This window comes from Streptomyces sp. NPDC003023 (assembly GCF_042888225.1).
Classification (GTDB): domain Bacteria; phylum Actinomycetota; class Actinomycetes; order Streptomycetales; family Streptomycetaceae; genus Streptomyces.
The window spans coordinates 77785-102135 of record NZ_JBIAPL010000006.1; the positions used below are offsets into that span (position 1 = coordinate 77785).

The window sequence follows — 24351 nt, forward strand, 5'->3', positions numbered from 1 at the left end:
CCAGGCGCTCACAGGGCCGCACGCTCCTTCAGCGGCTCCCACCAGGCACGGTTGTCGCGGTACCAGCGCACCGTCTCCGCAAGGCCGGTGGCGAAGTCCTTGCGCGGCTCGTAACCGAGCTCCGTGCGGATCTTCGTGCAGTCCACCGAGTAGCGGCGGTCGTGCCCGAGGCGGTCGGCCACGTATTGCACGGCCGTGTCCCAGTCGGCGCCGCACGCCTCGAGCAGGAGGCCGGTGAGCTCCTTGTTGGACAACTCGGTGCCACCGCCGATGTTGTAGACCTCACCGGGCCGGCCGGCGGTGCGGACCAGTTCGACGCCCTGGACGTGGTCGTCGATGTGCAGCCAGTCGCGCACGTTCCCGCCGTCGCCGTAGAGCGGGACCGTCCCGCCGTCCAGAAGGTTGGTGATGAACAGCGGGATGACCTTCTCGGGGAATTGGTGGTGCCCGTAGTTGTTGGAACAGCGTGTCACCCGGACGTCCAGCCCGTGGGTGCGGTGGTAGGACAGCGCGATCAGGTCGCTCGACGCCTTGGCCGAAGAATAGGGCGAGTTGGGCTCGAGCGGATGGTTCTCGGGCCATGAGCCCTCGTCGATGGAGCCGTAGACCTCGTCGGTGGAGATGTGGACGAATCTGTCGATCCCGGTCCGGTGGGCGGCGTCGATCAGCGTGTGCGTGCCGACCACGTTCGTACGGACGAACTCGGCGCCGCCGTCGATGGAACGGTCCACATGCGACTCGGCCGCGAAGTGGACCACCTGGTCGTGTTCCGCCATCAGCCTGCCGACGAGTTCGGCGTCGCAGATGTCGCCCTGGACGAACCCGAAGCCGGGGTGGTCGCGGACCTCGTCGAGGTTGGCCGGATTGCCGGCGTAGGTGAGCTTGTCCAGCACGGTGACGGCCGTGTCGCCCGGCCCGCCCGGGCCGAGCAGCGTGCGGACGTAGTGGGAGCCGATGAACCCGGCGCCGCCGGTCACGAGGATCCTGACTGTCATGACGAGATCTGCACCTTGCTGTGGTCGCCGAGCACCAGTCGGTGCGAGGAGGGATTGCGGGGCGCCGGGGTGACCTCGACGTCCCGGCCGATCAGCGAAGCCTCCACCCGCCGCACCCCCTCGATGGACGCCCCGCGCAGGACGATGGAGTACTCGATCTCGCTGTCCTCGATCCGGCACCCCTCGGCGACGGAGGTGAACGGACCGACGTACGAGTCGCTGATCACCGTCCCGCCGCCGATGATCGCGGGACCCACGATCCGGCTGTTGGTGATCCGTGCGCCCGCCTCGACGCGGACGCGGCCGATGATCTCGCTCTCCTCGTCGACCTCGCCTTCGATGCCCGCCTCAACCCTCTCGAGGACGGAACGGTTGACCTCCAGCATGTCGGTGACGTTGCCGGTGTCCTTCCAGTAGCCCGCGATGGTCGTGGAGCGCACGTCACGCTGCCGGTCGATGAGCCACTGGATGGCGTGGGTGATCTCCAGTTCGCCGCGCCAGGAGGGTTCGATGGACCGCACGGCCTCGTGCACGGCCGGGGTGAAGAGATAGACCCCGACGAGCGCGAGATCGCTCTTGGGCTCCTTCGGTTTCTCCTCCAGGCCGACGACGCGGCCGGAGCCGTCGAGTTCGGCGACGCCGAAGGACGTGGGGTCGGGGACCTTGGTGAGCAGAATCTGCGCGTCCGGCCGCTCCGTGCGGAATTCGTCGACGAGTCCGCTGATGCCGCCGACGATGAAGTTGTCGCCGAGGTACATCACGAAGTCGTCCTCGCCGAGGAAGTCCCTGGAAATGGCCACGGCGTGCGCGAGCCCGAGCGGCTTCTCCTGCGGAATATATGTGATCTTCACACCGAACCGATCGCCGTCCCCGACGGCGTCGCGGATCTCGTCCGCGGTGTCACCCACAATGATGCCCACATCGATGATCCCGGCCTCCGCGATCGCCTCCAGGCCGTAGAAGAGCACCGGCTTGTTCGCCACGGGAACCAATTGCTTGGCGGATGTGTGCGTAATGGGGCGGAGTCGTGTCCCGGCTCCTCCGGAAAGTACGAGTGCCTTCACTGTCCCTGCCCTGGTGTCGGAAACGTGTTCCCCGGACGTATTCCGCCCCGGCACCTCGATGTTACCTACGTCTCACGTTCCGCTTTCCTCTTTCCCGAATGCACTCCCCCGCGCAATCGCCGCACCCGTCTGCGGATCCCGTTCACCGCGCGCCGCGCGAAAGGCCGTCCCGGCTGCGGCGGCATGACGCGCCTGCTGCCCGCCCAGTCGGGAACGGTCACCGCGTAGACGCTGTCGGGGATGCCCGCGCGCCGGTCCCGGAAATGCGGATGGACAAGGTACGGGCGTCTCGCACGGCCGAGGTGGACCACCTCCGGAGGTTCACCGGCGACGACAAACGCCAGTACCTCCCGCAGCAGGTCGAGCCGCCCCATGGCGACGCAGGTGAGGACGAGCCGCTCGCCGACCTTGAGGTGGGCGGCCACCCCGTCCGTCCAGTACGCGGATGTCATCGGGGCGGCGAGCTCCATCTTGCGCAGGCAGTCGGCCTCCGACTGTTTCAGCAGCCCGGGACCGAACTGCTGGAGCAGTCCGACCGTGAAGGGCCTGACCATCAGCAGGTCCCGTTTCGCGCCCGGCGGCTCGAGGCGCGCGATCAGCCGCATCAGCGCGTGGATCGCCTCGAAGCGCCCCGTGTAGTCGCCTCTGCGCGTCGCGTGCTTGCCGTCCTCGCGGCAGACAAGGTAGTAGCAGTCGTAGTCGGCGACGATCGAGACGCCACTGCCGCGGAGATACGCCTCCATGGTGAAGAGCGCGTCCTCACCGGTGGCCAGGCTCTCGTCGAACCGCAGGGCCAGCCGGGAGAGCAGCGAACGCCGGAAGAGCTTCTGCGCACTGAGCGCGTAGACGACCCGTGAGGTGTGCACCTCGGCGTGCTCCACGGTCCGGGTGAACATCGACCGCGGCACGCCACGGCCCACACCGGCCATCCTGCCCAGCACCACGTCGGTGCCCGCCCGGTCCGCCATGGCGACCATCCGCTCGAGCGCCTCGTCACCGAAGTAGTCGTCGGCGTCGAGGAAGAAGACGTAGCGGCCGCGCGCCATGCCGAGACCGACATTGCGCGGACCGCTCGGCCCGCCGGAGTTGGGCTGCCTGACCACCCTGGTGGGGATCTTGGACCTGGCGGCGAACTCCTCCAGGTACTCACCCGTGCCGTCGGTCGACCCGTCGTCGACCGCGACGAGCTCGACACGGTCGGCGCCCAGGGTCTGCGACTCGACCGACTCCAGGCACCGGACCAGGTAGGGCATGGCTTCGTAGGCGCCGACGACAACCGTGACGTCGGGCTCGGGATCGTCACTCATACACGTAAGACAACCCGACCGGAACAGACGTTGCACTCCGGGCGCGTGCGCATGTCCCCGGCGCCCGCACCGTGGCGGCCAACAGCCGCGTCGGCCACCACCGTGTCAGCCCACCGCCGTGTCTCCGACGGTGGTGTCACCGACGGTCGAGTCGTCGAGTCCCGGCGCCTGCTCCGGCTCCGCGAGCCGCTGCCGCAGGCCCGTGTTGCGCGCCTCCGCCTTGGCCGTCAGCGCCCGCACCGCGGCGTCGAACTGTTGCAGCGAAGTCGGCTCGTCCGGTCCGAGCAGGTACTCCTTGAGCTCCTGCCGGGCCGCCGCGCGCGGGTCCGCCGCCCGGTCGGCCACGGAGGCGAGCAGTTCATCGAGCTCGACGGCGCTGTTGGAGAGGATCACCGCGGCCCGCACCGCGGTGTTCTGCCGCATGAACTCCGCCTCCCCCAGACCCGCGGAGTCGGTGACCGCGTAGGGCTTGCCGCTCGCGATGTAGTCGGAGACCACACTGGAGATGTCGGAGACCATGCCGTCCGACTCGTTGAAGCAGTCGTACAGACGGGGTTCGGGGCCCTTGACGACTCGGTGCTCCCACCAGCCGAAGGACCGCCAGTAGGCCGCGTTCCACTCGTCCTTGAGCTGTGCGGTCTCCGCCTCGAGCGCCGGATCGGCCAGGGCGTCACGCGACTCCTCCGCCTCGTCCTTGCCCGCTTTCGACGGGCCCGACAGCTGTGCGAGGCGCTCCTTGACGCGCTGCAGCTCCGCGCGCGCCGCGGTCTGCTCCACCGCCTGAGTGGCGGCCTCCCTCACCCATCGCGGGTCGCTCGCCCGGGCGGCGGCCGCCGCCTCGACCATCGCGGAGATCCGTGCGTCGACGGCCTTGGCCTCCGCGCTGCGGGTACCGGTGAACGGATGCGGCTTGTAGACCACCCGGACCGGTGGCTCCGCGTTCAGCAGCCGCTCGACGATGCTCTCACCGGCGAGCAGCAGCGAGGTGTTTCCGGGGTTGTCGTCCCAGCCCTCCCAGGTGGGGGCGTACAGGACGGTGGGGACCGGCTTCTGCGGCGCGCCCGCCCACGTCCTGATGGGGGCCAGCTGGGGCCGGCCCACCTCGACGATGTCCTCGCTGCGCACGCCCACGTCGGCCAGGGCGTAGCGGTCGCGGCCGGCCCGGCCGGCGGTCCACACCTCGTCGTAGACCTTGCTGTACGGGTTGACGCTGGCGAGCTTGTCGCTGTCCCCGTGGCCGATGAAGACGTGCTTCATGGTCGGCACGCGCAGCATGTGGATGTTCTTGCCGACGTTGGCGGGGTAGAGCGCGACACGGACCGTCGACAGGTCCAGGTTCATCAGGTGCACCCCGCCGGGGACGCACAGAACCGGCACGGAGGTGGTGCCGAGCTGGGGCAGGATGTTGCGCTCGCGCAGGACGATCAGCGGCCGGCCGCCGAGCTTGGCCATCGTCTCGAGCCACATGTTGACCTGGTACGCCGACTCCTTGGAGCCGGAGAAGTAGAGGATCACGGTCGGTTCGTACTCGCGCAGCCAGGCGTCGACGCCCGCGAGCACCGCGTCCGGCGGCGCCACCAGCCGGGTGGGGCGCAGATACGGCACGAGCAGGGCGAGGTAGAGCAGCGCGAGCCCCACGGTGAGCGCGAGACCGGTGTAGGCGAAGGCGTTCTCGCCGGTCGCGAGAGTGATCAGCACGCCCGCGAAGGAGAAGACGTCGAGATGGAGCATCTTCTCCGCCGAGCGGTCGAGCAGCCGGCGCGGCGGCGCGTCCGGGATGCGCACCCCGCCGAGGTCGATGTTGCGCGTGACCACCGGCAGCTTGCGGCGCAGCCGGATCAGGGTGACCACCGCGCCCTGCGGGGCCTGGAGTCCGTAGAAGCCGAGAAGGCAGGCGACCGTCACGTAGAAGAGGGTCTCCTCCGCGTGTCCCATCCGGGCCAGCAGCAGCACCAGCAGCAACTGGCGCAGCAGGAACCGGATCGACAGTCCGGCGCGGATCTTCGCGAGTCTGTTGATCAGATAGCTGGACCGCTGGTGCAGGAACTGGTCCGCCAGGTATGTCACGGCGACCGCGACTGCGAAGAGCCAGATGCCGGGAATTATCGCCGCGAGCATGACGCACGGGAATCCCAGCGTCAGCAGAAGTGCTGCGGCCAGCTCTGATCCGCTGCCCACGCGAGCCATGCGAATCGCTTTGGAAATCACGGAAGAACCAGCTCCAGAAGGTACGACTGTTTGCCTTGCAAAATCCATTACGGAGAACGCGTGAAGAACGCCCGCCACGGACTCGGGCCCCGGTATCGCGCGGAGCGGCGACTACAGAGGCCCGAATTGTCGAATGTCCAGAGGTACTACAGATCCTCGTGGCGGTCCAGCAAGGCGGCGAGCGCCTGCTCGAATCCCGACGCCTCCGACGCTTCCTGCGCCGGGTCCTGCTGGCGGACGTCGATGACATGACCGGTCAGCGCGGACAGCAGCACGTCGAGAGAGGTACGCGCCACGGCCTGTGACGACAGCAGCGAGCCCGCCGGCTCCTCGCCGAACGCCTTGGTACGCATCGGCGTGGCGGTGCGTTCCGGGTTGACGCAGTTCACGCGGATACCGTCGCCGGCCCACTCGTCGGACAGCGCCTGGGTGAGATTCACCATGGCGGCCTTGGTCGAGGAGTAGAGGCTGTACTCGGCACGGCCGCGGGTGTAGCTGCTGGAGGTGTAGAGGAGCAACTGCCCCTGGGTCTCGGCGAGGTACTTGTGCGACGCGCGGGCGATCCGGACCGGCGCGAGGAAGTTGACGCTCAGCGCTTCCTGGATGGTCGCGTCGTCCGTCTCCGCCAGTTTTCCGATGCGCAGCACGCCCGCGGTGTTGATCACATAGTCGATCCGGCCGCTCTCCGCGTACGCCTTGGCCAGGGCCTCGTCGACGTGCTCCGGCTTCTCGATGTAGGTGCCGGTGGTGGAACGACCCAGGGCGTACACCTTGGCCCCGTAGGACTCGGCGAGCGAGGCGATGTCCGCGCCGATGCCGTAGGAACCGCCGAAGACGACGACGGTCCTGCCGGCCAGCAGTTCGCGGTACGCGGCCTCGTCCGCCTGGCGCGGGACCGCGGTGGAGGCCAGCTGGAACAGCTTGTCAGCGATGAAGACGTCGACCGGCTGGGTGACCTTCAGGTTGAACTCGTCACCGGGAACGACGTGGATCGGCACGTCCGGGAGGTACTTGAGCACGACCGAGCAGTCGTCGGTGGCCTGGAAATTCGGGTCCCCGGCGGCGATCTCGTACGCCCTGCAGATGGTGGAGAGCTTGAACGCCTGCGGCGTCTGACCGCGGCGCAGCCTGGAGCGGTCCGGGACGTCGGTGATGAACTCGCCGTCCTCGCCGTGCGTACGGGTCACGATGATCGTGTCCGCTGACGGGATGGCGACGTCGACCGCCTCGTAGCGGTCGAGCGCGTCGACGCAGTCCTTGATGACGCGCTCAGAAAGGAGGGGGCGGACGGCGTCGTGGAAAAGGACATTGCGGTCCTCACCGGCGGCCAGTCCCTCGCCGAGAGCGGCGATGGCACGCTCCGTGGTCTCGTTGCGAGTGGCCCCGCCCTCAACAACCTTGACGACCTTGGTGAAGCCCGCCTTTGCGATGATCTTTTCAACTTCCGGCACATAGCCAGGGGCCATCATCACGATGACGTCGTCGATTGACTGAGTTCGCTCGAAGATCGCCAGAGTGTGCTCGATAACGGCCTTGCCTGCGATCTTCAACAGCTGTTTGGGAATCGACAGACCCACGCGCGTGCCGGTGCCACCGGCAAGCAGGACAGCCGTGGTTCGGGTTTCGGCCTTGTGGTGCACAGAAAAAGAAGACCTATCTTGCGAGGGCGGAAGGTGAAACCGATGCTTGCACTTCTATTTACCTGCCCGCAAGACGGATGACACCTCGCACACAAATCGGGAAACCCCCTGCTCACCCAACGTTCATGACCCGGCAGGGGTACACAACCATCCCCGATCGAGTGACGCACGCCACACAAACAGGCGGGACGAAACATTCACTACTAGGACAAATTATCGGTTACAGATCCACCACATTGAGTGCGAGGTCATTGGAGGCCGTGTAGAAGACACGCACACGGATCTTCTTGCGAGGCCTGCCCAGTACCCGCTTTATCGCGGCACGGGCCACGTTTTCCTGACGCCTCTTCGCCATCACTGTGTGGGGGTACACATAGATCCCCTGCTTCATCACCACATCGTCCAGCACCCGGCCGATCCTGACCGGTCCGGCACCCGGTGCGCAGCGCACGAACGCGTCCCACACGTCGTGCGGGGTCGTCTGCGAGGCGGCGGGCACCGCGGAGTCGAAGGTGAAACGGAAACCGTCGACGCCGACCCGCTCGCCCGGGAACAGGACCTCGTCCGCGGGAGTGCCGCGGCGGCGCAGCACCAGGGTCGGATCGCCGTGCACCGCCGCCGTCCCGAGCATGCTGCCCTCGAGAGTGACCCTCGTGCCGTCGACCTGGACGTCCGCGGCCTCGGCGTGCACCGGCCGGTGCCAGGCTCGCAGCATCAGCGCACCGCCCTTGGCCTTGTCCTCGTACGGGACGAGATTGCGCACACCACCGCCCGGGACCAGGCGCTCCGCGGCGTGCAGCGCGCCGCGTTGATCGACGACGCGGGCGACGACCCTGCCCCGGACACCGGCGGCCAGCTCCACGTACACGTTCCACACGCCCTCGGTGAAGACCTCGTCCGCCGGGACCCTCGCCGAGCCCGCCGCGTCGAAGTCGAACGCACGGATCCGAGTGCGGGAGCCGGTGGCAGCGCACACCAGCCGCGCTCCGCTCCCGAAACCCGACGGCAGCGGCGCCACCAGAGTCACTTCCAGCGAACCGTCCGGGGCGGCGGTGCAGTCCGCGACCGGCGTCACCCCGGGGACGCGCACGCGCTGCGCGGCCTCCGCGGCGAGCTCGTCGAAGAGCGCCTCGTACTGCTTGGTGACCACGCCCGGGTCGAAGCGGCGCGCGTTGCGCACGGCCGCCCCGGCCATACGGCGGCGCAGGTCCTCGTCGTCGATCAGCCGCAGCAGGGCCTGTGCGAGCGCCCGCACGTCACCCACCGGGACGAGCAGCCCGTCCACACCGTCCTCGATGATCTCGCGGGGCCCGTAGTCGCAGTCGGTGCTCACCACCGGCACGCCGCACCGCATCGCCTCCACGACGGTCATCCCGAAGGACTCGTGGCGTGACGCCGACGCGGCGATGGCACCCTTCGCCCACTCCGGCTCGATCGGGGACCTGGCCCCCATCAGATGGATCTCGTTGTACAGGCCGAGCCGGTCGATACGGGCGCGCAGACTGTCGCGCCGGTCGCCGGAGCCGTAGATCCGCAGCGACCAGCCGGGCCGCCGCCCGACCACCTCGGCGAAGGCGTCGACCAGCACCTCGTACTGCTTCTCCGCGGACAGCCGCCCGGCCGCCACAACGGTCCTGCCGGTGCCGTCGGAGAGCGCGACGGACGGCTCGGGGACGCTGTTGGGGATCGACAGCACACGGGTGCCCGGCAGCGGCATCCTCTCCCGCCACACCTTCGCGTCCCCTTCGGAGACCGTGACGAACGCGTCGACGGCGTCGAGGTGTTCGTACATCTCCTCGCGCAGCGCCGCCCTGTGGTGGTTGTGCGTCATGTGCTCCTGCCCGACGCGGACGGCGGTAGCCGGAGCGAACCGTGCGACGTAGGCGACGAGTCCGGGGCGGGTACCGATGACGACGTCGGCGTCGGACGCGGCGTAGTGCTCGCGTACCCGCTCGTCGACGAGCCGGCTGTACTCCTTGTAGCGGGCCTCGGCGCGCGGAAACACGACGGCGGGCTCGGCGAACAGCGGCTCCTGACGGTCGGCGCTGCCCTCACGGGTGTCGACCAGGGGCACCACCGTCAGCCGCGGGTCCAGGGCGAACGCGGAGTCGTCGCGGTGCCGGAAGACCGAGACGATCTCGACCTCATGGCGATTGGCCAGTTCCTCCGCCAGGTTCAGCGTCGTGCGGATGGTGCCGCCGATGCCGTAGACGGTGTGGATGAGGAAGGAGATCTTCATCGGCGCCCCTCTGTTCACCTGGACCCTCGAAAACAGGTTCACCGTATGCCCGGTTTCACCCACTGGGCGAAAGATCGTCACATTCCGAGTGAACGAAGGCCGCCGGGAAGCGAGGGGGCTCCCAGGCCCGCCGCACGAACAAGCCCGTGCCCGGTCGTCGCGTCGAGCGACGACCGGGCACGGGCTCACGGGTCAGGACCAGGGGCGGGTCCCGCAGGGGGTGGGCGCGGCCTCAGCCCTTGGGGTCGGGGTGCCGCAGGCGCCAGCCCTGCCAGGCGGAGGCGATCATCTCCCGCACGTCGTACCGTGCGCTCCAGCCCAGTTCCTTGCGGATCAGATCGGCGGAGGCCACCACCCTGGCCGGATCCCCCGGGCGGCGGGGCGCCGTCTCGGCAGCGATGTCCTGGTGACCACTGATCTCGCAGATGAGGTCCACCATCTCGGCGACGGAGACCCCCTCACCGCGGCCGATGTTCAGGACCAGTTCCGCGGAGGCGTCCGCCGCGAGCCGCCGGGCCGCCGCGACGTGCGCGGACGCGATGTCCTCGACATGGATGTAGTCACGTACGCAGGTGCCGTCCGGCGTCGCGTAGTCGTCGCCGAAGATCAGCGGAGCCTTGCCCTGGTCCAGCCGCTCGAACACCATGGGCACAAGGTTGAAGATCCCGGGGTCGCCGAGCTCCGCCGAGGCGGCACCGGCCACGTTGAAGTACCGGAGCGACGCGGTGGCCATGCCGTGTGCCCGGCCTGCCGCACGCACCAGCCATTCACCGGCGAGCTTGGTCTCCCCGTACGGACTCATCGGGGCGCACTCGGTCCGCTCCGTGACCAGGTCGACGTCGGGCATTCCGTAGACCGCCGCCGAGGAGGAGAACAGGAAGCGGCGAACGCCCGCCTCCGCGGCGGCCTCCAGCAGGGTCTGGAGCCCTGTGACGTTCTCCCGGTAGTAGTGGAGCGGACGCTCGACCGACTCGCCGACCTGCTTCTTCGCCGCCACATGGACAATGCCCTCGACCGCGTGGTCCTTCAGCACACGGTCGACCCGCTCCCGGTCCAGCACGGATCCGCGCTCGAGCGGCACGCCGGCCGGCAGCCTGGCCGGGTCACCGGTGCTGAGGTCGTCGAGGACGACCACCCGCTCCCCGCCCTCGGTCAGGGCCTTCACCACGTGAGAACCGATGTAGCCGGCACCGCCTGTGATCATCCACGTCATCGGGCCATTCTAGGAGACCCCGCAAACCCGGTCTCCGGTCACGGCAGCCGTCGCCCGGTACCCGCGCCTCCCGCGGGGCGTCGGCCCCCGGCCTGTGCGGGAGCTCACCCCCGGCCGGACCCGGCACGGAGGGGACCAGTGCGAAAAGTCTGGCACAATTCCCTGCTTTGCCCCGTCGGTCCGTCTGATGGCGACCGCCGGCGACAACTCCCGGCAGTCCGCTCGGCCCCCGGCCACACGTAACGATCGTGGAACGACCGACCGCGTGCCCCCAGGGGCGACGGCGGAACCGGTCATGAATTCGAGGTAGCTTTGATGTGCCTTAAGGAAGACAAGTGGATCGAGGTGCCAGTGCCTGACGTCTCCGTGGTCGTCATCGCCTACAACGACGCCGAGCGTCTCCCGACGGCCGTTCGGTCGGTGTTGGACCAGACCCTGCAGAGCGTCGAAGTCGTGATCGTCGACGACTTCAGCAGTGACCGCACCTTCGAAGTCGCGCAAGAACTGGCGGCCGCCCACCCCGACCGGGTCCGCGCGTACCAGCTCCCCGAAAACAGCGGCGCGGGCGGCGAGCCCCGCAACGTCGGTATCGGGCATGCCCGTGGCCGCTACGTCATGTTCCTCGACAGCGACGACGTCCTCGAGGTCAACGCCTGCCGCAACATGGTCGCGGCCGCGGACGAGACGGAGGCCGACATGGTCTCCGGGCTCTGTGTGCGTCTCCACCAGGACAGTCGCAACAAGAAGCGCGACGCCTGGTACGCCTGGCTCTACTCGACCACCCGCACGTTGAACTCGGTCACCGAACTGCCGGACCTGTTCGTCTGGGACACCCTCTCGACGAACAAGTGCTACCGCCGCGACTTCCTCGTCGACAACGACCTGCGCTTCCCCAAGGGGATGTTCTACGAGGACCTGATGTTCATCGCGGAGGCCTACCTCGCCGCGAATCGCATCACGCTGATCCCCAACGAGGTCTACTTCTGGCACGTCCACGAGCAGGCCGCGGTCAAGTCGGTGACCAACCGCCGGCACGAGATGACCAACTACACCCACCGGCTCGAGATCCACCGCCGTATCGACGCCCTGCTGGAAGAGCGCGGCCTCGCGGAGATCAAGCTCGCCAAGGACGTCAAGTTCCTGAAGCACGATCTCGTACTGCACCTGCGCGACCTGCCCTTCCGCGGCGAGTCGTACCGCGCGGAATTCGCCGAGCTCTCCCGGGAGTACCTCGAAAGCCTGAACCACGAGGCCTACGGACGGGTCCTGCCGATCCAGGCGATCTGCGCGCATCTGCTGCAGCAGGGCGACTGGAAGAACCTGCTGCCGGCGGTCGACACGCTGATCCACCGCGACAAGGTCTCCTCCCCGCTGGCCGAGCTGGACGGCCGCATCTACTGGTGCGCGGAGCACCTCGACGACGAGTTCTCCCGCGGTGTGCTGGACGTCACCGACGTCGGATACCACCAGAAGGCGATCAACCAGCTCTACCTGCGCAACGTCCTCACCTCGTTCTCCGAGTCCGACGGCACCGTGGGCATGGCGGGCCGGATCACCAACCCCCTGGGAATCATCCCGGCCGGTGCGCAGCTCAAGGGCGAGCTGGAGTTCCGGGCCAGGCGCCGCAGCCTGCAGTCGTACACGTTCCCCGTGCGTGCGCTGCACCACGAGGGCGAGAGCGTCCGCTGGGAGGCCGAGGCCGACATCAGTGCCCGGCTCAGGCCGCTCGGCATCATCGACACGGTCTGGGACGTGCGGCTGATGCTGGACGTGGACGGTGCGCGCACCACCACCCGGCTCACCGTCGACGACACCGACCTGTCCGGCGGGGCGCTGACCGTACGCCCCCGCCTGACCCGGCTGGTGGCCGACCACATCGAGGCGCACGCGACCGCCAAGGGACACCTGGCGTTCCGTCTCCTGTCCGATCGCCGGCACAGCGAGCGGGTCGAGGAACTGATCCGCCGAGGGGTGCGCGGCAAGCCGGGCAAGCTGGCCAAGGCGGGCTACCGCAAGGCGAAGCAACTCCGCAAGAACCTCACGTCCGACCAGAGCAAGCTGCGGATGTACCACGAGGTCTACAGCAGGCTGCCCGTCAAGAAGCGCACCGTCGTCTTCGAGAGCCACCTCGGCAAGCAGTACAGCGACAGCCCGCGTGCCATCTACGAGGAGATGGTCGCCCGGGGGCTGGACTTCGAGGCGATCTGGTCCTACGCCGGCAGCCCGAAGGACTTTCCCAAGGACGCCACCCTGGTGCGGCGCTGGTCCCTGCCCTACCTCAAGGCACTGGCGCGCGCCGAGTTCTGGGTGGACAACCAGAGTTACCCGCTCAAGCTTGTCAAGCGGCCCGAGACGACGTACATCCAGACCTGGCACGGCTCCGCGCTGAAGAAGATGGGCTTCGACCAGCCGTCGCAGAAGGCACTGCCGCGCCAGCAGCAGGAGGCCCAGCAGCGGACCCTCGACCGCTTCGACCACTTCCTCGTGCGGTCGGAGCACGACGTCCGCACCCTGGCCAAGGCGTTCCGGCTGAAGGAGAAGACGCTGCTGCGGGTGGGCTACCCCCGTAACGACGTACTCGTCCGGGCCCGCGACGCCGAGGCCGCGGCCGGATCCCGCGCACGCGGCCCGCTCGCGGAGGAACTGGGCATCCCCGCCGACAAGACCGTGCTGCTCTACGCCCCGACGTTCCGCACGACGGGGCGCGGCCGGCACAGCCGGTTCGAGCTGCCGTTCGACGTGGACCGTTTCGCGGAGGAGTTCGGCGACCGCTACGTGCTGCTGGTGCGCGCCCACTACCTCAACCACGTGGTGCTGCCTCCCACCGTGCGCGGCAAGGTCATCAACGTGTCCACCTACCAGGACGTGACTCCGCTGATGGAGCTCGCCGACGCGCTGGTCACGGACTACTCCTCCGTGATGTTCGACTACGCGGTGCTCGACCGGCCGATGCTCTTCTTCACGTACGACTACGACGCCTACGTGCACGAGGGCCGAGGAACCTACTTCGACCTGCTCGAGCACGCCCCGGGCCCCGTCTTCCGCACCGAGGACGAGTTCCACGACGCCCTCCGGTCGCTGGAGGCGCAGACACCCAAGTACGCCGAAGCACGTCGCCGGTTCGTCGCGGAGTTCGGTGAATACGACCTGGGCACCGCCTCGCAGAGCATCGTCGATCAGTTCTTCGCCGACTGGAGCCGTTGATGAGCAACCACACCACGGAACCGCGAGACATCTTCCTGGTGTCGAACAGCGTCGACGAACTGGGCGGCATCACCAGCTGGTCCCACCAGATCGCCCGTCTGTTCAGCGAGCGCGGCCACAGCGTCAACGTCGTCGGTGTGACGCCCGCGCCCGACGGCCGGCGGGCCGAACTCGGCGCCGACCTGCCCTACCGCACCACCACGCTGTACGACGAGCACCCGCCCACGGTCAAGTCCGTGCACGGCATCAAGGGCAAGCTCAACCTCGTCCAGCGCCGGCGCCGGTATCTGCGCGACGCGGCGATGCGTGTCCAGGCGGCCAAGCTCACCGCGATGTTCCGGGCCGCCCGGCCCGGGGCCGTCGTCATCGTCACCCAGGTCTGGGCGATGGAATGGGTCGCGCTCGCCGACACCTCCGGCCTGACCGTGATCGGCATGAGCCACGAGTCGTTCGAGACATGCCGCAAGTCGTCCCGGTTCCAGCGCGTCAAGCGGCTGTACAAGAACGTGGACCGGATGCTCGCGCTGACCCGCGAGGACGCCGACCTGTGGATCGGCCAGAACCTCAACAACGCCGGCTCCATGCCCAACCCGCTGCCCTTCTTCCCGGAAGTCCCCTCCGACCGCTCCGCGAAGACCGTGGTCAGCATCGGCCGTCTGCACGAGGAGAAGGGCGTCGACCTGCTGCTCGACGCCTGGGCCGAGGTCGCTCCGCTGCACCCGGACTGGACACTGCGGATCTACGGTTCCGGCGAGGAGGAGGCCGCTCTCAAGAAGCAGAGCGCGCAGCTCGGGCTGAGTACGTCCGTCGAATGGATGGGGCGCACCAGCGACGTGCCCGGCGCCCTGCGGGAGAGCTCGCTGTTCGCGCTCTCCTCACGCGGCGAGGGCTTCCCGCTCGCGCTGATGGAGGCGATGGCGACCGCGGTGCCCTGTGTGGCCTTCGACATCGCTCCCGGCGTGCGCGAGATCATCTCGGACGGCGAGGACGGCCTCCTCGCGCCTCCCGGCAACACCACCGAGTTCGCACGGCGGCTCGCCACGCTGATCGGCGACAAGGAGCTGCGCGACCGGATGGGCGAGCGGGCGCGGCGTGAGATCCAGCGCTACTCCACCACGGAGATCGTGAAGCGCTGGGAGGATCTCTTCGCCTTCCTGCAGCGCTAGCAGCGGCGGGAGAAGAACACACGGAAGGGGGCCACCGGCTGTCGGTGGCCCCCTTCACGTTGTCGTCGTTCGCGTCGCCGGCACCGACGTCGTCGACACCCGCTCCGTCAACGCCGGCTTCGTCAACGCCGCGATCTGGCCCGTGCGATGTCCAGGGCCCCGTGCATGCCCGACGCCACCCTGAGTGCCAGAGAGCCGCTCGCCGTGGCATGCGACTGCACCAGCAGCACGCCGTGCCGCGCACTGGGCACGAGCCTGCGCTGCATGCCGTCCAGCATCCTCAGCGAAGTCGCCAGGGACGAGCCGTCCTCGAAGCGCAGCCGGAGCCTGATGTCCCAGCTCTGGATGCCTCTCCTGCCCTGCCGGCCGACGGTACGCACCATCGAGTCGAGTCCGGCGACCCGGGCCGACCAGAACGTACCCTCGTCGGTCAGCTCGACGTCACGGGTCAGGGTGGGGCGGTCCCCTCCGCGGAGGAAGAACTCCACCTCCGCGGAGCGCGGCAGCGCCGCGCGGAGCCGCCCGTACATGTCGTGCACCGTGAGCAGCAGCTCACGGTGCGAACGCCGGACCACACGGGCGTCCGCCAGGACCGGCAGTTCGGCCGCGGGCCCCGTCAGCGCGCCGTCGAGCGCGGCCGACGGCAGGTCGTCCGCCCACACGGCGGCGCCGTCGGCCAGAGCGTAGGGAGGGAGCAGACGCGCCGGCTCGCCGGCCAGTTGCCCCAGCCGCTCCACGTCGCGGGGGGCGTCGGCGGCCTGGATCACCCGGGTGATCCAGCGAGCCGGTGTGCCCGCTGCGGCGATCTCTCCGGCGTCGAAACCGGCGAGGTACTCACGCGTGGCGTCCCACCAGGCCGTGCGGTAGTCCGCGCCGCGGCGGCCCAGCTCCCGTACGTACATCCGCAGGTCGTAGTCGAGGAACTTGACCCGGCAGGCGGTCGCGAGGGTTTTGGAGCCGGCCTCGAGGAACGTCTCCACCGCCGTGCGGTGGGCCGCGATCCGCGCCTGCCAGTTGGTCACGGCGGCCCGGTCGAGGGAGATCGACACCTGGGCGGCCGCGCGACGAACGTGCCACACATACACCAGGTCGGGGATCACGGCGACCCGGGGCCCGGCCGCCATCACCCGCGCGGTGAAGACGAAGTCCTCGTAGACGAAGCGGCCCTCGGGGAAGCGGATCGCGTGCTCCTGCAGAAAGGCGCGGGAGTACAACTTGTTGACACAGAGGGTGTCGCGGAGCATCTCGGGACGGTCCTCGGGGGACTCGACCACGTCCGCCGCCTCGTACAGTCCGGACTGCCAGCGCACATCCAGCCCCTGGGGCAGCTCACGGCGCACGCAGTTACCGACCGTGACCGGAGCCCGGTGGGTCCGGGCTGCGGTCAGCAGCGCCCCGACGGCACCGTCGGGGAGCACGTCGTCGCTGTCCAGGAACATCACATAGGGGGCAGTGGCGGCGGCTATTCCGTCGTTACGAGGGCTGCCGCACCCGCCACTGTTCTCCGCACGGTGAATCACGCGCAGGCGGGGGTGCAGGCGGGCCAGCCCGTCGAGCACTCGGCCCGTCCCGTCGTCGGACCTGTCGTCGACGGCGACGACCTCCGTGACGGCGGGACCCTGGTCGAGCGCCGAGCGCACGGCCTCGCCGACGAGTTCCGCGTCGTTGTAAGCGATGACCACGACGCAGACCCCTCCCTCGACGGGAGGGGAGTCAATACGGGCAAGATCGCCGAGTCCAGTGCTCACTCCATGATTTTAACGGGAACGACAGGGCCCGGTTTCCGCCCGGACACCTGGCGTCGGGCGGCCCGTCGGCACAACCATCGGGCGTTACCGCGAGTCAGCCCTTCGGTGACCGCACCGGCGAAGTGGTGCGGCCGAGCAGGGGGAACACGGAAATGCCACGCAGAGCGGCCACGCTGATGGTCATCGTCCTCACGGCCGTTCTCGGCCTGGCCGCGTCGGCCGCGGCAGACGAGGCCGTGCCCGTGCTGAACGGGCTCTACCAGCATGGCCGAATCGAGGTGCAGAAGTCCGAAAAGGGACGGCCGCCCAGCATCACTCCGGCCTTCGTCAACACCCGGAAGACGTCGGTGAGCGGTGTTCTCATGAAGATCACCGTCCGGTCCGACCATGAGCGGCTCACCTTGCCCACGACCTTCTCCAACTGTTTCCACGACTCCAGCCGGCGCACCGCCTACTGCGAGCTGGAAGGTACGGCCGAGCCGGGCCACGCGTACGAGACCGATGCCCCGTTCCGCGCGCTGAACAGCCATTGCTGCGAGGTGGACGGCACATACAGTTACTGGTTCGCCCCGCTCGACCAGCCGTGGTGGCACACCGAGGACTACCGCACCGCGTTCGACCGGGGCACCGGGCCGGCGCTGGGGTTCTCCCCGATCACCATCGGCGATGCCGGTCGCATCCAGCACCCCCAGGTCTACGCTCCGTGCTGCGTCCGGTTCAGGAGCGCCGGCTACGGCCTCGGCGAGGACCTGGCGGTCAAGGGCGTGACGCTCCGCGGTGCGGTGGGGCAGGAGGCTCGTGCCTACGTCTCGGGAACCGCGCCGCGTCGCTACACCTCGCCGGTCAAGATCAGGATCGAGCTTCCGGAGGGAACGTCGCTCATGACCCGTCCGGCGGACCTCGACCCGAACGTCAGCTTCTGCGCGCCGGAGCGGCCCGAGGACCCTCGCCACCTGGTGTGCACGGGGACGTACGACCCCTCCCTGCTCCGTGTCCGCATCGACAAGTGGGTCCCTGGGGCCGAGGGCCGCGTCTCGATCACCAGACCCGCGCACGACCCCGAGCCGGAGAACAACTCGCGGCCGCTCACGCTGGAGGTCGTCGGCCCCGACGGCACCGTGCTCGAAGCCGAGTGGTACCAGAAGGACTCGGGTCTCCGCGTACTGCTCGCGGCCGCGGCCGCCGCGGCCCTCCTTCTCCTCACCGGTGTGCTCACGCTCGTCAGGCGCCACCGCCGGGCACACCCACCGGGCGGGCCGGAACAGAAGTGAGGGGACGGCGCCAGTGAGCCCGCAGACGGCCGCGTGTGCCACCTGATCGTCTTCGGGTGACACACGCCGCACGCACCGGAGCGGGTCCTAGAAGGGGTCGAAGCCCTCGAACTCCTGCAGTGCCTCGTCACGCTCCGCATCGCGGTCCCGCCGCCGCTGCGCCGCCGGACGCGGAGCCTCGAAGCGGTGGTCCTCACCGCGGCGGCCCAGCATTTCCGCACCCGCCATAACCGTCGGCTCCCAGTCGAAGACAACCGCGTTGTCCTCCGGGCCGATGGCCACACCGTCGCCGGCGCGGGCGCCCGCCTTCATCAGCGCGTCCTCGACGCCGAGGCGGTTGAGACGGTCGGCGAGATAGCCGACGGCCTCGTCGTTGGTGAAGTCCGTCTGGCGCACCCAACGCTCCGGCTTCTCGCCGCGCACCCGGAAGAGGCCGTCCTCCTCCTGCTTGACCGTGAAGCCGGCGTCGTCGACCGCCTTCGGGCGGATGACGATCCGGGTCGCCTCCTCCGCGGGCTTGGCCGCCCGCGCCTCGGAGACGATCTCGGCCAGGGCGAAGGACAGCTCCTTCAGGCCCTTGTGCGCCACGGCGGACACCTCGAGCACCCGGTAGCCGCGCGCCTCGAGGTCCGGGCGGATCATGTCGGCGAGGTCCTGGCCGTCGGGGATGTCGACCTTGTTGAGGACGACGATGCGGGGCCGGTCGTCGAGCCCGCCGTACTGACGCAGCTCCTCCTCGATGACGTCGAGGTCGGACACCGGGTCACGGTCGGACTCCAGCGTCGCGGTGTCGAGGACGTGCACCAGCACCGAGCAGCGCTCCACGTGCCGCAGGAACTCAAGGCCGAGACCACGGCCCTGGCTGGCGCCCGGGATCAGTCCCGGAACGTCCGCGATGGTGTACACGGTCGAGCCCGCGGTGACCACACCCAGGTTCGGGACGAGCGTGGTGAAGGGGTAGTCCGCGATCTTCGGCTTGGCGGCGCTGAGCACGGAGATCAGCGACGACTTGCCGGCGCTCGGGTAGCCCACGAGCGCGACGTCCGCGACGGTCTTGAGCTCCAGCACGACGTCGCCGGCCTGTCCGGGCACGCCGAGCAGCGCGAATCCGGGGGCCTTGCGGCGAGCGGACGCGAGCGCCGCGTTGCCGAGACCTCCACGGCCGCCCTCAGCGGCGACGAACGTGGTCCCCTGGCCGACGAGGTCGGCGAGCACGTTGCCCTGCTTGTCGAGGACCACGGTGCCGTCCGGAACGGACAGGACCAGGTCCTGGCCGTCCTTGCCGGAACGGTTGCCGCCCTCACCGGGCTTGCCGTTGGTGGCCTTGCGGTGCGGGCTGTGGTGGTAGTCGAGGAGCGTGGTGACGGACTGGTCGACGACCAGGATCACGTCGCCGCCACGGCCGCCGTTGCCGCCGTCGGGCCCACCGAGGGGCTTGAACTTCTCCCGGTGTACGGAGGCGCAGCCGTGGCCCCCGTTACCCGCGGCGAGATGCAGCTCGACGCGGTCCACGAAGGTGGTCATGGAAGTGCCTCCAGTAAGACGGTGTGACGTACGTACGTAAATGTCTGTCTCTCAACACACGAAAGGCGGACCCGCTTCCCGTACGGGAAGTGAGGTCCGCCCCTCGCGAGAACTTCCGGTCAGGCGACCGGAACGATGTTCACGACCTTGCGGCCACGGTGGGTGCCGAACTCCACCGCACCCGGCTGCAGCGCGAACAGCGTGTCGTCGCCGCCACGGCCGACGCCGGAACCGGGGTGGAAGTGGGTACCGCGCTGGCGGACCAGGATCTCACCGGCGAGCACGACCTGACCGCCGAAGCGCTTCACGCCGAGCCGCTGGGCATTCGAGTCGCGACCGTTCCGGGTGGACGATGCGCCCTTCTTGTGTGCCATCTCTCCTCAGTCCCTTACTTCGCAGCCGCGGGGATGCCGGTGACCTTGATCGCCGTGTACTGCTGACGGTGACCCTGGCGGCGGCGGTAGCCGGTCTTGTTCTTGTAGCGAAGGATGTCGATCTTCGCGCCCTTGTGGTGGTCCACGACCTCGGCCGTGACCTTGATACCGGCCAGCACCCACGGGTCGCTGGTCACGGCGTCGCCGTCGACAACGAGCAGGGTCGAGAGCTCGACCGTGTCGCCAACCTTGGCGGTGGAAATCTTGTCAACCTCAACGATGTCGCCGACAGCAACCTTGTGCTGGCGACCACCGCTGCGCACGATGGCGTACACGCGGATCTCTCTTTCGCTCGGAACGGAACCCCTGATGCCAGCCGCTCACGCGGGCCGGGGCCCGGATGATCCGAATGGACGAGCGGCCTCTCCCGATGACCGGGAGGGAATTGCTCAGGGGTGGACGCATAAGGACACGCCGATGGACAAGATTACGGATCTGCCGTCGGCGGGTCAAACCAGCCCCCGAAGGGGGCCCTGGGCCGCCTCCGGCGGGCGGCCCGACATGCCGGCGGACGCTCGCACGAAGGGCGGCCCGCCCCTCGGAAATCCGGGGAGCGAGCCGCCTCCGTACGAGCCGAACGCAGGACCCTAGTCCTCCGACGTGTTCGCCGAGACCGACGGCGACGTCTGCTCGGCGGCCACCGTCTTCTTCGACGGCTTCTTGGCGGTCGTCTTCTTCGCCGCCGTCTTCTTGGCGGTCGTCTTCTTGGCGGCAGCCTTCTTCGCCGTGGCCTTCTTCGCGGTCTTGCGGGCCGCCTTCTTGGCCGCCGGGGCCTCCGGCTCCTCGGCCGTCGGCTCCGCGACCGTCGACTCCGCGGCCTTCGGCTCCACGACCGGCTCGACGGACCTGGGCTCGGCGTCGACCACGACGACCGCGGCCTCCTCCGCGCCCGAGGGCGAGCCCGCGGGAGCCGTGACCTTTCGGGTCACACGGCGGCGCGCACGCGGCGGTGCCGCGACAGGCGCCTCCGGAGCGGCGGGTTCCGCCGCCTCCACGGCCGCCGGGGCCTCGACCCGCGGCTCGGCCGGGGTCTCGACGGTCGTCTCCACGACGGTCGGCTCCGACGTCGCCGGCGAGCCCGCCGGAGCGGTCGCCTTCCGCGTGGCCCGGCGACGGGTACGACCCGTGGGGGCCGTCTCCTCCACCGGCGCGGCGGGCTCCGCCGCCTCCACGGGCGCCGGGGCCTCGACCCGCGGCTCCGCGACAGGCTCGGCCACGGGCTCCACCCGCTTCGGCGCGCCGGCCGGGGCCGACACCTTGCGGGTGACCCGGCGACGGCCACGGCCGCGCGAGGCCGCCGCCTCCGCTTCCGCGGCGCTGCTGTACAGCTCCTCGTCCGGTACGAATTCGGGCTCCGCGAGCGCCACGGGCGCCGCCACCTCCGCGGCGACCTCGGCCTCGGTCTCGGTCTCGGCAGCGCCGGACTCCGGCAGGGCCTCCGCCTGCTCCTGACCGCCGCGACCGCGCTTCTTCGAACGCTTGCCGCCGCCGCCACCGCCGATGGTGGACGGCTGCTCCATGTGCACGATCACGCCGCGGCCGTTGCAGTGGACACAGGTCTCGGAGAACGACTCCAGCAGGCCCTGGCCGACCCGCTTACGGGTCATCTGGACCAAGCCCAGCGACGTCACCTCCGCCACCTGGTGCTTGGTGCGGTCACGGCCCAGGCACTCCAGGAGCCGCCGCATGACCAGGTCCCTGTTGGACTCCAGCACCATGTCGATGAAGTCGACGACGACGATGCCGCCCAGGTCGCGCAGCCGCAGCTGACGCACGATCTCCTCGGCCGCCTCCAGGTTGTTCCTGGTGACGGTCTCCTCGAGGTTGCCGCCCTGCCCGGTGAACTTTCCGGTGTTGACGTCGACCACGATCATGGCCTCGGTCTTGTCGATCACCAGCGAGCCGCCGCTCGGCAGCCAGACCTTGCGGTCCAGCGCCTTCATCAGCTGCTCGTCGATCCGGTGCACCGCGAACACGTCGGTCTCGCTGGTCCAGCGCTGCAGCCGGTCGGCGAGGTCGGGCGCGACGTGCGAGACATACCCGTGGATGGTCTCCCATGCCTCGTCACCGCTGACGACGACCTTGGAGAAGTCCTCGTTGAAGATGTCGCGGACGACCCGGACGGTCATGTCCGGCTCGCCGTAGAGCAGCGTCGGCGCGTTGCCGCTCTTCGCCTTCTTCTGGATGTCCTCCCACTGCGCCTGGAGCCGCTCCACGTCACGGCGCAGCTCGTCCTCGCTCGCACCCTCAGCCGCGGTGCGCACGATGACGCCCGCGTCCTCGGGGACGATCTTCTTGAGGATCGTCTTCAGACGCGCGCGCTCGGTGTCGGGCAGCTTGCGGCTGATGCCGGTCATCGAGCCCTCGGGCACGTAGACCAGGTAGCGGCCGGGCAGCGATACCTGGCTGGTGAGCCGGGCGCCCTTGTGGCCGATCGGGTCCTTGGTCACCTGGACCAGCACCGACTGACCCGACTTGAGGGCGGCCTCGATCCGGCGGGGGCCGTTGGCCATGCCCAGCGCCTCGAAGTTCACCTCACCCGCGTACAGGACCGCGTTGCGGCCCTTGCCGATGTCGACGAACGCGGCCTCCATGGACGGCAGCACGTTCTGGACCTTGCCCAGGTAGACGTTGCCGACGTAGCTGGTGGCCTGCTCCTTGTTGACGTAGTGCTCGACGAGCACGTTGTCCTCGAGGACGCCGATCTGGGTGCGCTCGCCGCTCTGGCGGACGACCATCACACGCTCGACGGCCTCACGGCGCGCGAGGAACTCCGCCTCGGTGATGATCGGCACCCGGCGGCGGCCCTGCTCGCGGCCTTCGCGGCGGCGCTGCTTCTTCGCCTCCAGACGGGTCGAGCCCTTGATGGACTGGACCTCGTCGCTCGGCTCCTCCTTCTTGCGCGGCTCACGGACCTTGACGACCGTGCGCTCCGGGTCGTCGACGCCTCCGTCGCCCTCCGCGGCACCGTCACCGCTGCGGCGGCGACGACGGCGGCGGCGACGGCTGCTGCTGGTTCCGGCGGCCGACGGCGTCTCCGTGTCGCCCTCGTCCTCTTCCTCGCCCTCGTCCTGGGCGTCCTCCGCGGCGGCGTCCTCGTCCTCGGCCCGCTCATCGGCGGACTCGTCCGCGTCGGCGGACTCACCACGGCGACGGCGACGGCCACCACGGCGACGGCGGCGTGAGGGACGGTCCTCGTACTCGTCCTGCTCCTCGCCCTCCGCGGCCTCCGCCTGCTCGGGCTCCGCCTCGTCCTCGACCGTTGCGGCCTCGACCGGGGCGGCCTCCGCCACGGGCGCCTCGACGGGCTCGGCGGGCTCGCCCCGGCGGCGACGACGACGGCGGCCGGTCTGCTCGGAGGCGGGAGCCTCGACGGACTCCCCTTCCTCCTGCGGCTCCGACTGGGGCGTGACGGCGGCCGCGGCGGCCGCGGTCTCCGGCGTCTGGAACATCGGCTCGGTGAACACCGGCGCCTGGAACGTGGGCACGGCAGGGCGGGCGCCACGACCGCCTCGCGCCGGGGCCTGCTCGGCCTCGGCCGGGGCGGCGGGCTGGGCGGTGAACTGCGGCGAGACCGCGCGGCGCCGCGAACGGCCCCGTGTGGCCGCCTTCTCCGCGGCTGCGACATCGGCCTCTTCGGAGGCGATCTGGGCGACGGCGCTCTCGGGCAGGCTCTCGCCCGCCTCCGCGGTGACCTCCTCCGCCGCCTGGGGCGCACCCGCCGGAGCGGCGGCCTTGCGGGCGGCCCGACGGCGGCCACGCAGCGCCGGCTCCTCGTCGGCCCCGACGGTCTCGGCCTGAGCGGGCCGGCTCTCGTCGGCGGTCTCGGTCCGGGGCGCACCGGCGGGCGCGGAGGCGCGTCGGCGCGTGCGGCGAGGCGCGGGGGTCTCCTCGACGGCGGCTGCGGCCTCGGGCTCGTCGGCGACAGTCACGGCGGACTCCTCGTCGGCCTCGACGGCCTCGTCCTCGACCGCGTCCTCCTCGATGACCTCGGTCTCGACTGCCTTCGGCGCACCGGCGGGCGCGGACGCCCGGCGACGGGTGCGGCGCGGGGCAGTGGTCTCGGCCGCGGCGGGGGCCTCTTCGGCGGCAGCCACGGGCTGGGCCGGAGCAGTCTCGTCGCTCACGGTCTCCGCCGCGGTCGGCGCACCGGCCGGAGCCGTCGCCTTACGAGTCGCACGGCGACGGGTGCGGGGCGCGGGCGCCTCCTCCGACTCCACGACCTCACCCTGCTCGCCCTGCTCCACAGCGACCGGCGCACCCGCCGGAGCAGAAGCCCGACGACGCCGACGCGGCGCAGCCGCCTCAGCAGCAGCGGACTCGACACCAGCGGCCTCG

Annotated in this window: 15 protein-coding genes; 3 read left to right on the top strand and 12 right to left on the bottom strand. The window is 69.7% G+C overall.

Annotated features, from left to right (window positions below; translation table 11 throughout):
• Positions 1 to 8: 8 nt before the first annotated feature.
• The 7 genes from rfbB to galE form a co-directional block, all read right to left on the bottom strand.
• Positions 9 to 995, bottom strand: a complete 987-nt coding sequence (gene rfbB, locus ACFYV1_RS20715) for a dTDP-glucose 4,6-dehydratase (RefSeq protein ID WP_389396979.1) — start codon at positions 993 to 995, stop codon at positions 9 to 11.
• Entirely contained in the window at positions 992 to 2059 is a 1068-nt protein-coding gene (locus ACFYV1_RS20720; RefSeq protein ID WP_389396980.1) for a glucose-1-phosphate thymidylyltransferase, read from the bottom strand. Before ACFYV1_RS20720 ends, rfbB begins: the two co-directional genes overlap by 4 nt.
• A 65-nt stretch (positions 2060 to 2124) precedes the next feature.
• Entirely contained in the window at positions 2125 to 3366 is a 1242-nt protein-coding gene (locus ACFYV1_RS20725) for a glycosyltransferase family 2 protein (protein WP_389396981.1), read from the bottom strand.
• Between the two features lie 105 nt (positions 3367 to 3471).
• Positions 3472 to 5553 carry a hypothetical protein gene (locus ACFYV1_RS20730; RefSeq protein ID WP_389396982.1) on the bottom strand — a complete coding sequence of 694 codons (2082 nt, stop codon included), beginning with the start codon at positions 5551 to 5553 and terminating at the stop codon, positions 3472 to 3474.
• A 167-nt stretch (positions 5554 to 5720) separates the two neighbouring features.
• Positions 5721 to 7214 (bottom strand): D-ribitol-5-phosphate cytidylyltransferase, encoded by a 1494-nt coding sequence (locus ACFYV1_RS20735; protein WP_389396983.1) that lies wholly within the window; start codon positions 7212 to 7214, stop codon positions 5721 to 5723.
• A gap of 220 nt (positions 7215 to 7434) precedes the next feature.
• Positions 7435 to 9453, bottom strand: coding sequence for a glycosyltransferase family 4 protein (locus tag ACFYV1_RS20740; RefSeq protein ID WP_389396984.1), 2019 nt, complete (start codon positions 9451 to 9453; stop codon positions 7435 to 7437).
• Positions 9454 to 9685: 232 nt separating this feature from the next.
• Complete coding sequence (galE, locus tag ACFYV1_RS20745) at positions 9686 to 10666, bottom strand: UDP-glucose 4-epimerase GalE (RefSeq protein WP_389396985.1); 981 nt, start codon at positions 10664 to 10666, stop codon at positions 9686 to 9688.
• A gap of 315 nt (positions 10667 to 10981) precedes the next feature.
• Here galE and ACFYV1_RS20750 point away from each other — a divergent pair, with 315 nt between their 5' ends.
• On the top strand, positions 10982 to 13870 hold the full coding sequence (locus tag ACFYV1_RS20750) for a CDP-glycerol glycerophosphotransferase family protein (protein WP_389396986.1): 2889 nt from the start codon (positions 10982 to 10984) through the stop codon (positions 13868 to 13870).
• Positions 13870 to 15036, top strand: coding sequence for a glycosyltransferase family 4 protein (locus ACFYV1_RS20755; protein WP_389396987.1), 1167 nt, complete (start codon positions 13870 to 13872; stop codon positions 15034 to 15036). Before ACFYV1_RS20750 ends, ACFYV1_RS20755 begins: the two co-directional genes overlap by 1 nt.
• A gap of 122 nt (positions 15037 to 15158) precedes the next feature.
• On the opposite strand, the gene ACFYV1_RS20760 is transcribed toward ACFYV1_RS20755, so the two are convergent.
• Complete coding sequence (locus ACFYV1_RS20760) at positions 15159 to 16784, bottom strand: glycosyltransferase family 2 protein (protein ID WP_389396988.1); 1626 nt, start codon at positions 16782 to 16784, stop codon at positions 15159 to 15161.
• Positions 16785 to 16936: 152 nt separating this feature from the next.
• Between ACFYV1_RS20760 and ACFYV1_RS20765 the strand changes: the two genes are divergently transcribed.
• Positions 16937 to 18055 (top strand): hypothetical protein, encoded by a 1119-nt coding sequence (locus tag ACFYV1_RS20765; RefSeq protein WP_389396989.1) that lies wholly within the window; start codon positions 16937 to 16939, stop codon positions 18053 to 18055.
• Positions 18056 to 18142: 87 nt separating this feature from the next.
• Here the strand turns inward: ACFYV1_RS20765 and obgE are convergent, their stop codons facing one another.
• The 4 genes from obgE to ACFYV1_RS20785 all read right to left on the bottom strand — a co-directional run.
• Entirely contained in the window at positions 18143 to 19579 is a 1437-nt protein-coding gene (gene obgE / locus ACFYV1_RS20770) for a GTPase ObgE (protein ID WP_389396990.1), read from the bottom strand.
• 119 nt (positions 19580 to 19698) lie between these two features.
• Positions 19699 to 19953, bottom strand: a complete 255-nt coding sequence (gene rpmA, locus ACFYV1_RS20775) for a 50S ribosomal protein L27 (RefSeq protein ID WP_389396991.1) — start codon at positions 19951 to 19953, stop codon at positions 19699 to 19701.
• Positions 19954 to 19967: 14 nt separating this feature from the next.
• On the bottom strand, positions 19968 to 20288 hold the full coding sequence (gene rplU / locus ACFYV1_RS20780) for a 50S ribosomal protein L21 (RefSeq protein WP_015033583.1): 321 nt from the start codon (positions 20286 to 20288) through the stop codon (positions 19968 to 19970).
• 312 nt (positions 20289 to 20600) lie between these two features.
• Positions 20601 to 24351: ribonuclease E/G (locus ACFYV1_RS20785; protein ID WP_389396992.1), on the bottom strand; the 3751-nt coding region annotated here is incomplete at its 5' end.

Bases quoted from the DNA above. Each gene is read 5' to 3' on its own strand.
- ACFYV1_RS20730 (WP_389396982.1), bottom strand. From the start codon at position 5,553: ATGGCTCGCGTGGGCAGCGGATCAGAGCTGGCCGCAGCACTTCTGCTG.
- ACFYV1_RS20725 (WP_389396981.1), bottom strand. From the start codon at position 3,366: ATGAGTGACGATCCCGAGCCCGACGTCACGGTTGTCGTCGGCGCCTAC.
- obgE (WP_389396990.1), bottom strand. From the start codon at position 19,579: ATGACCACCTTCGTGGACCGCGTCGAGCTGCATCTCGCCGCGGGTAAC.
- ACFYV1_RS20740 (WP_389396984.1), bottom strand. From the start codon at position 9,453: ATGAAGATCTCCTTCCTCATCCACACCGTCTACGGCATCGGCGGCACC.
- ACFYV1_RS20765 (WP_389396989.1), top strand. From the start codon at position 16,937: ATGCCACGCAGAGCGGCCACGCTGATGGTCATCGTCCTCACGGCCGTT.
- rpmA (WP_389396991.1), bottom strand. From the start codon at position 19,953: ATGGCACACAAGAAGGGCGCATCGTCCACCCGGAACGGTCGCGACTCG.
- galE (WP_389396985.1), bottom strand. From the start codon at position 10,666: ATGACGTGGATGATCACAGGCGGTGCCGGCTACATCGGTTCTCACGTG.
- ACFYV1_RS20750 (WP_389396986.1), top strand. From the start codon at position 10,982: ATGTGCCTTAAGGAAGACAAGTGGATCGAGGTGCCAGTGCCTGACGTC.
- rfbB (WP_389396979.1), bottom strand. From the start codon at position 995: ATGACAGTCAGGATCCTCGTGACCGGCGGCGCCGGGTTCATCGGCTCC.
- ACFYV1_RS20755 (WP_389396987.1), top strand. From the start codon at position 13,870: ATGAGCAACCACACCACGGAACCGCGAGACATCTTCCTGGTGTCGAAC.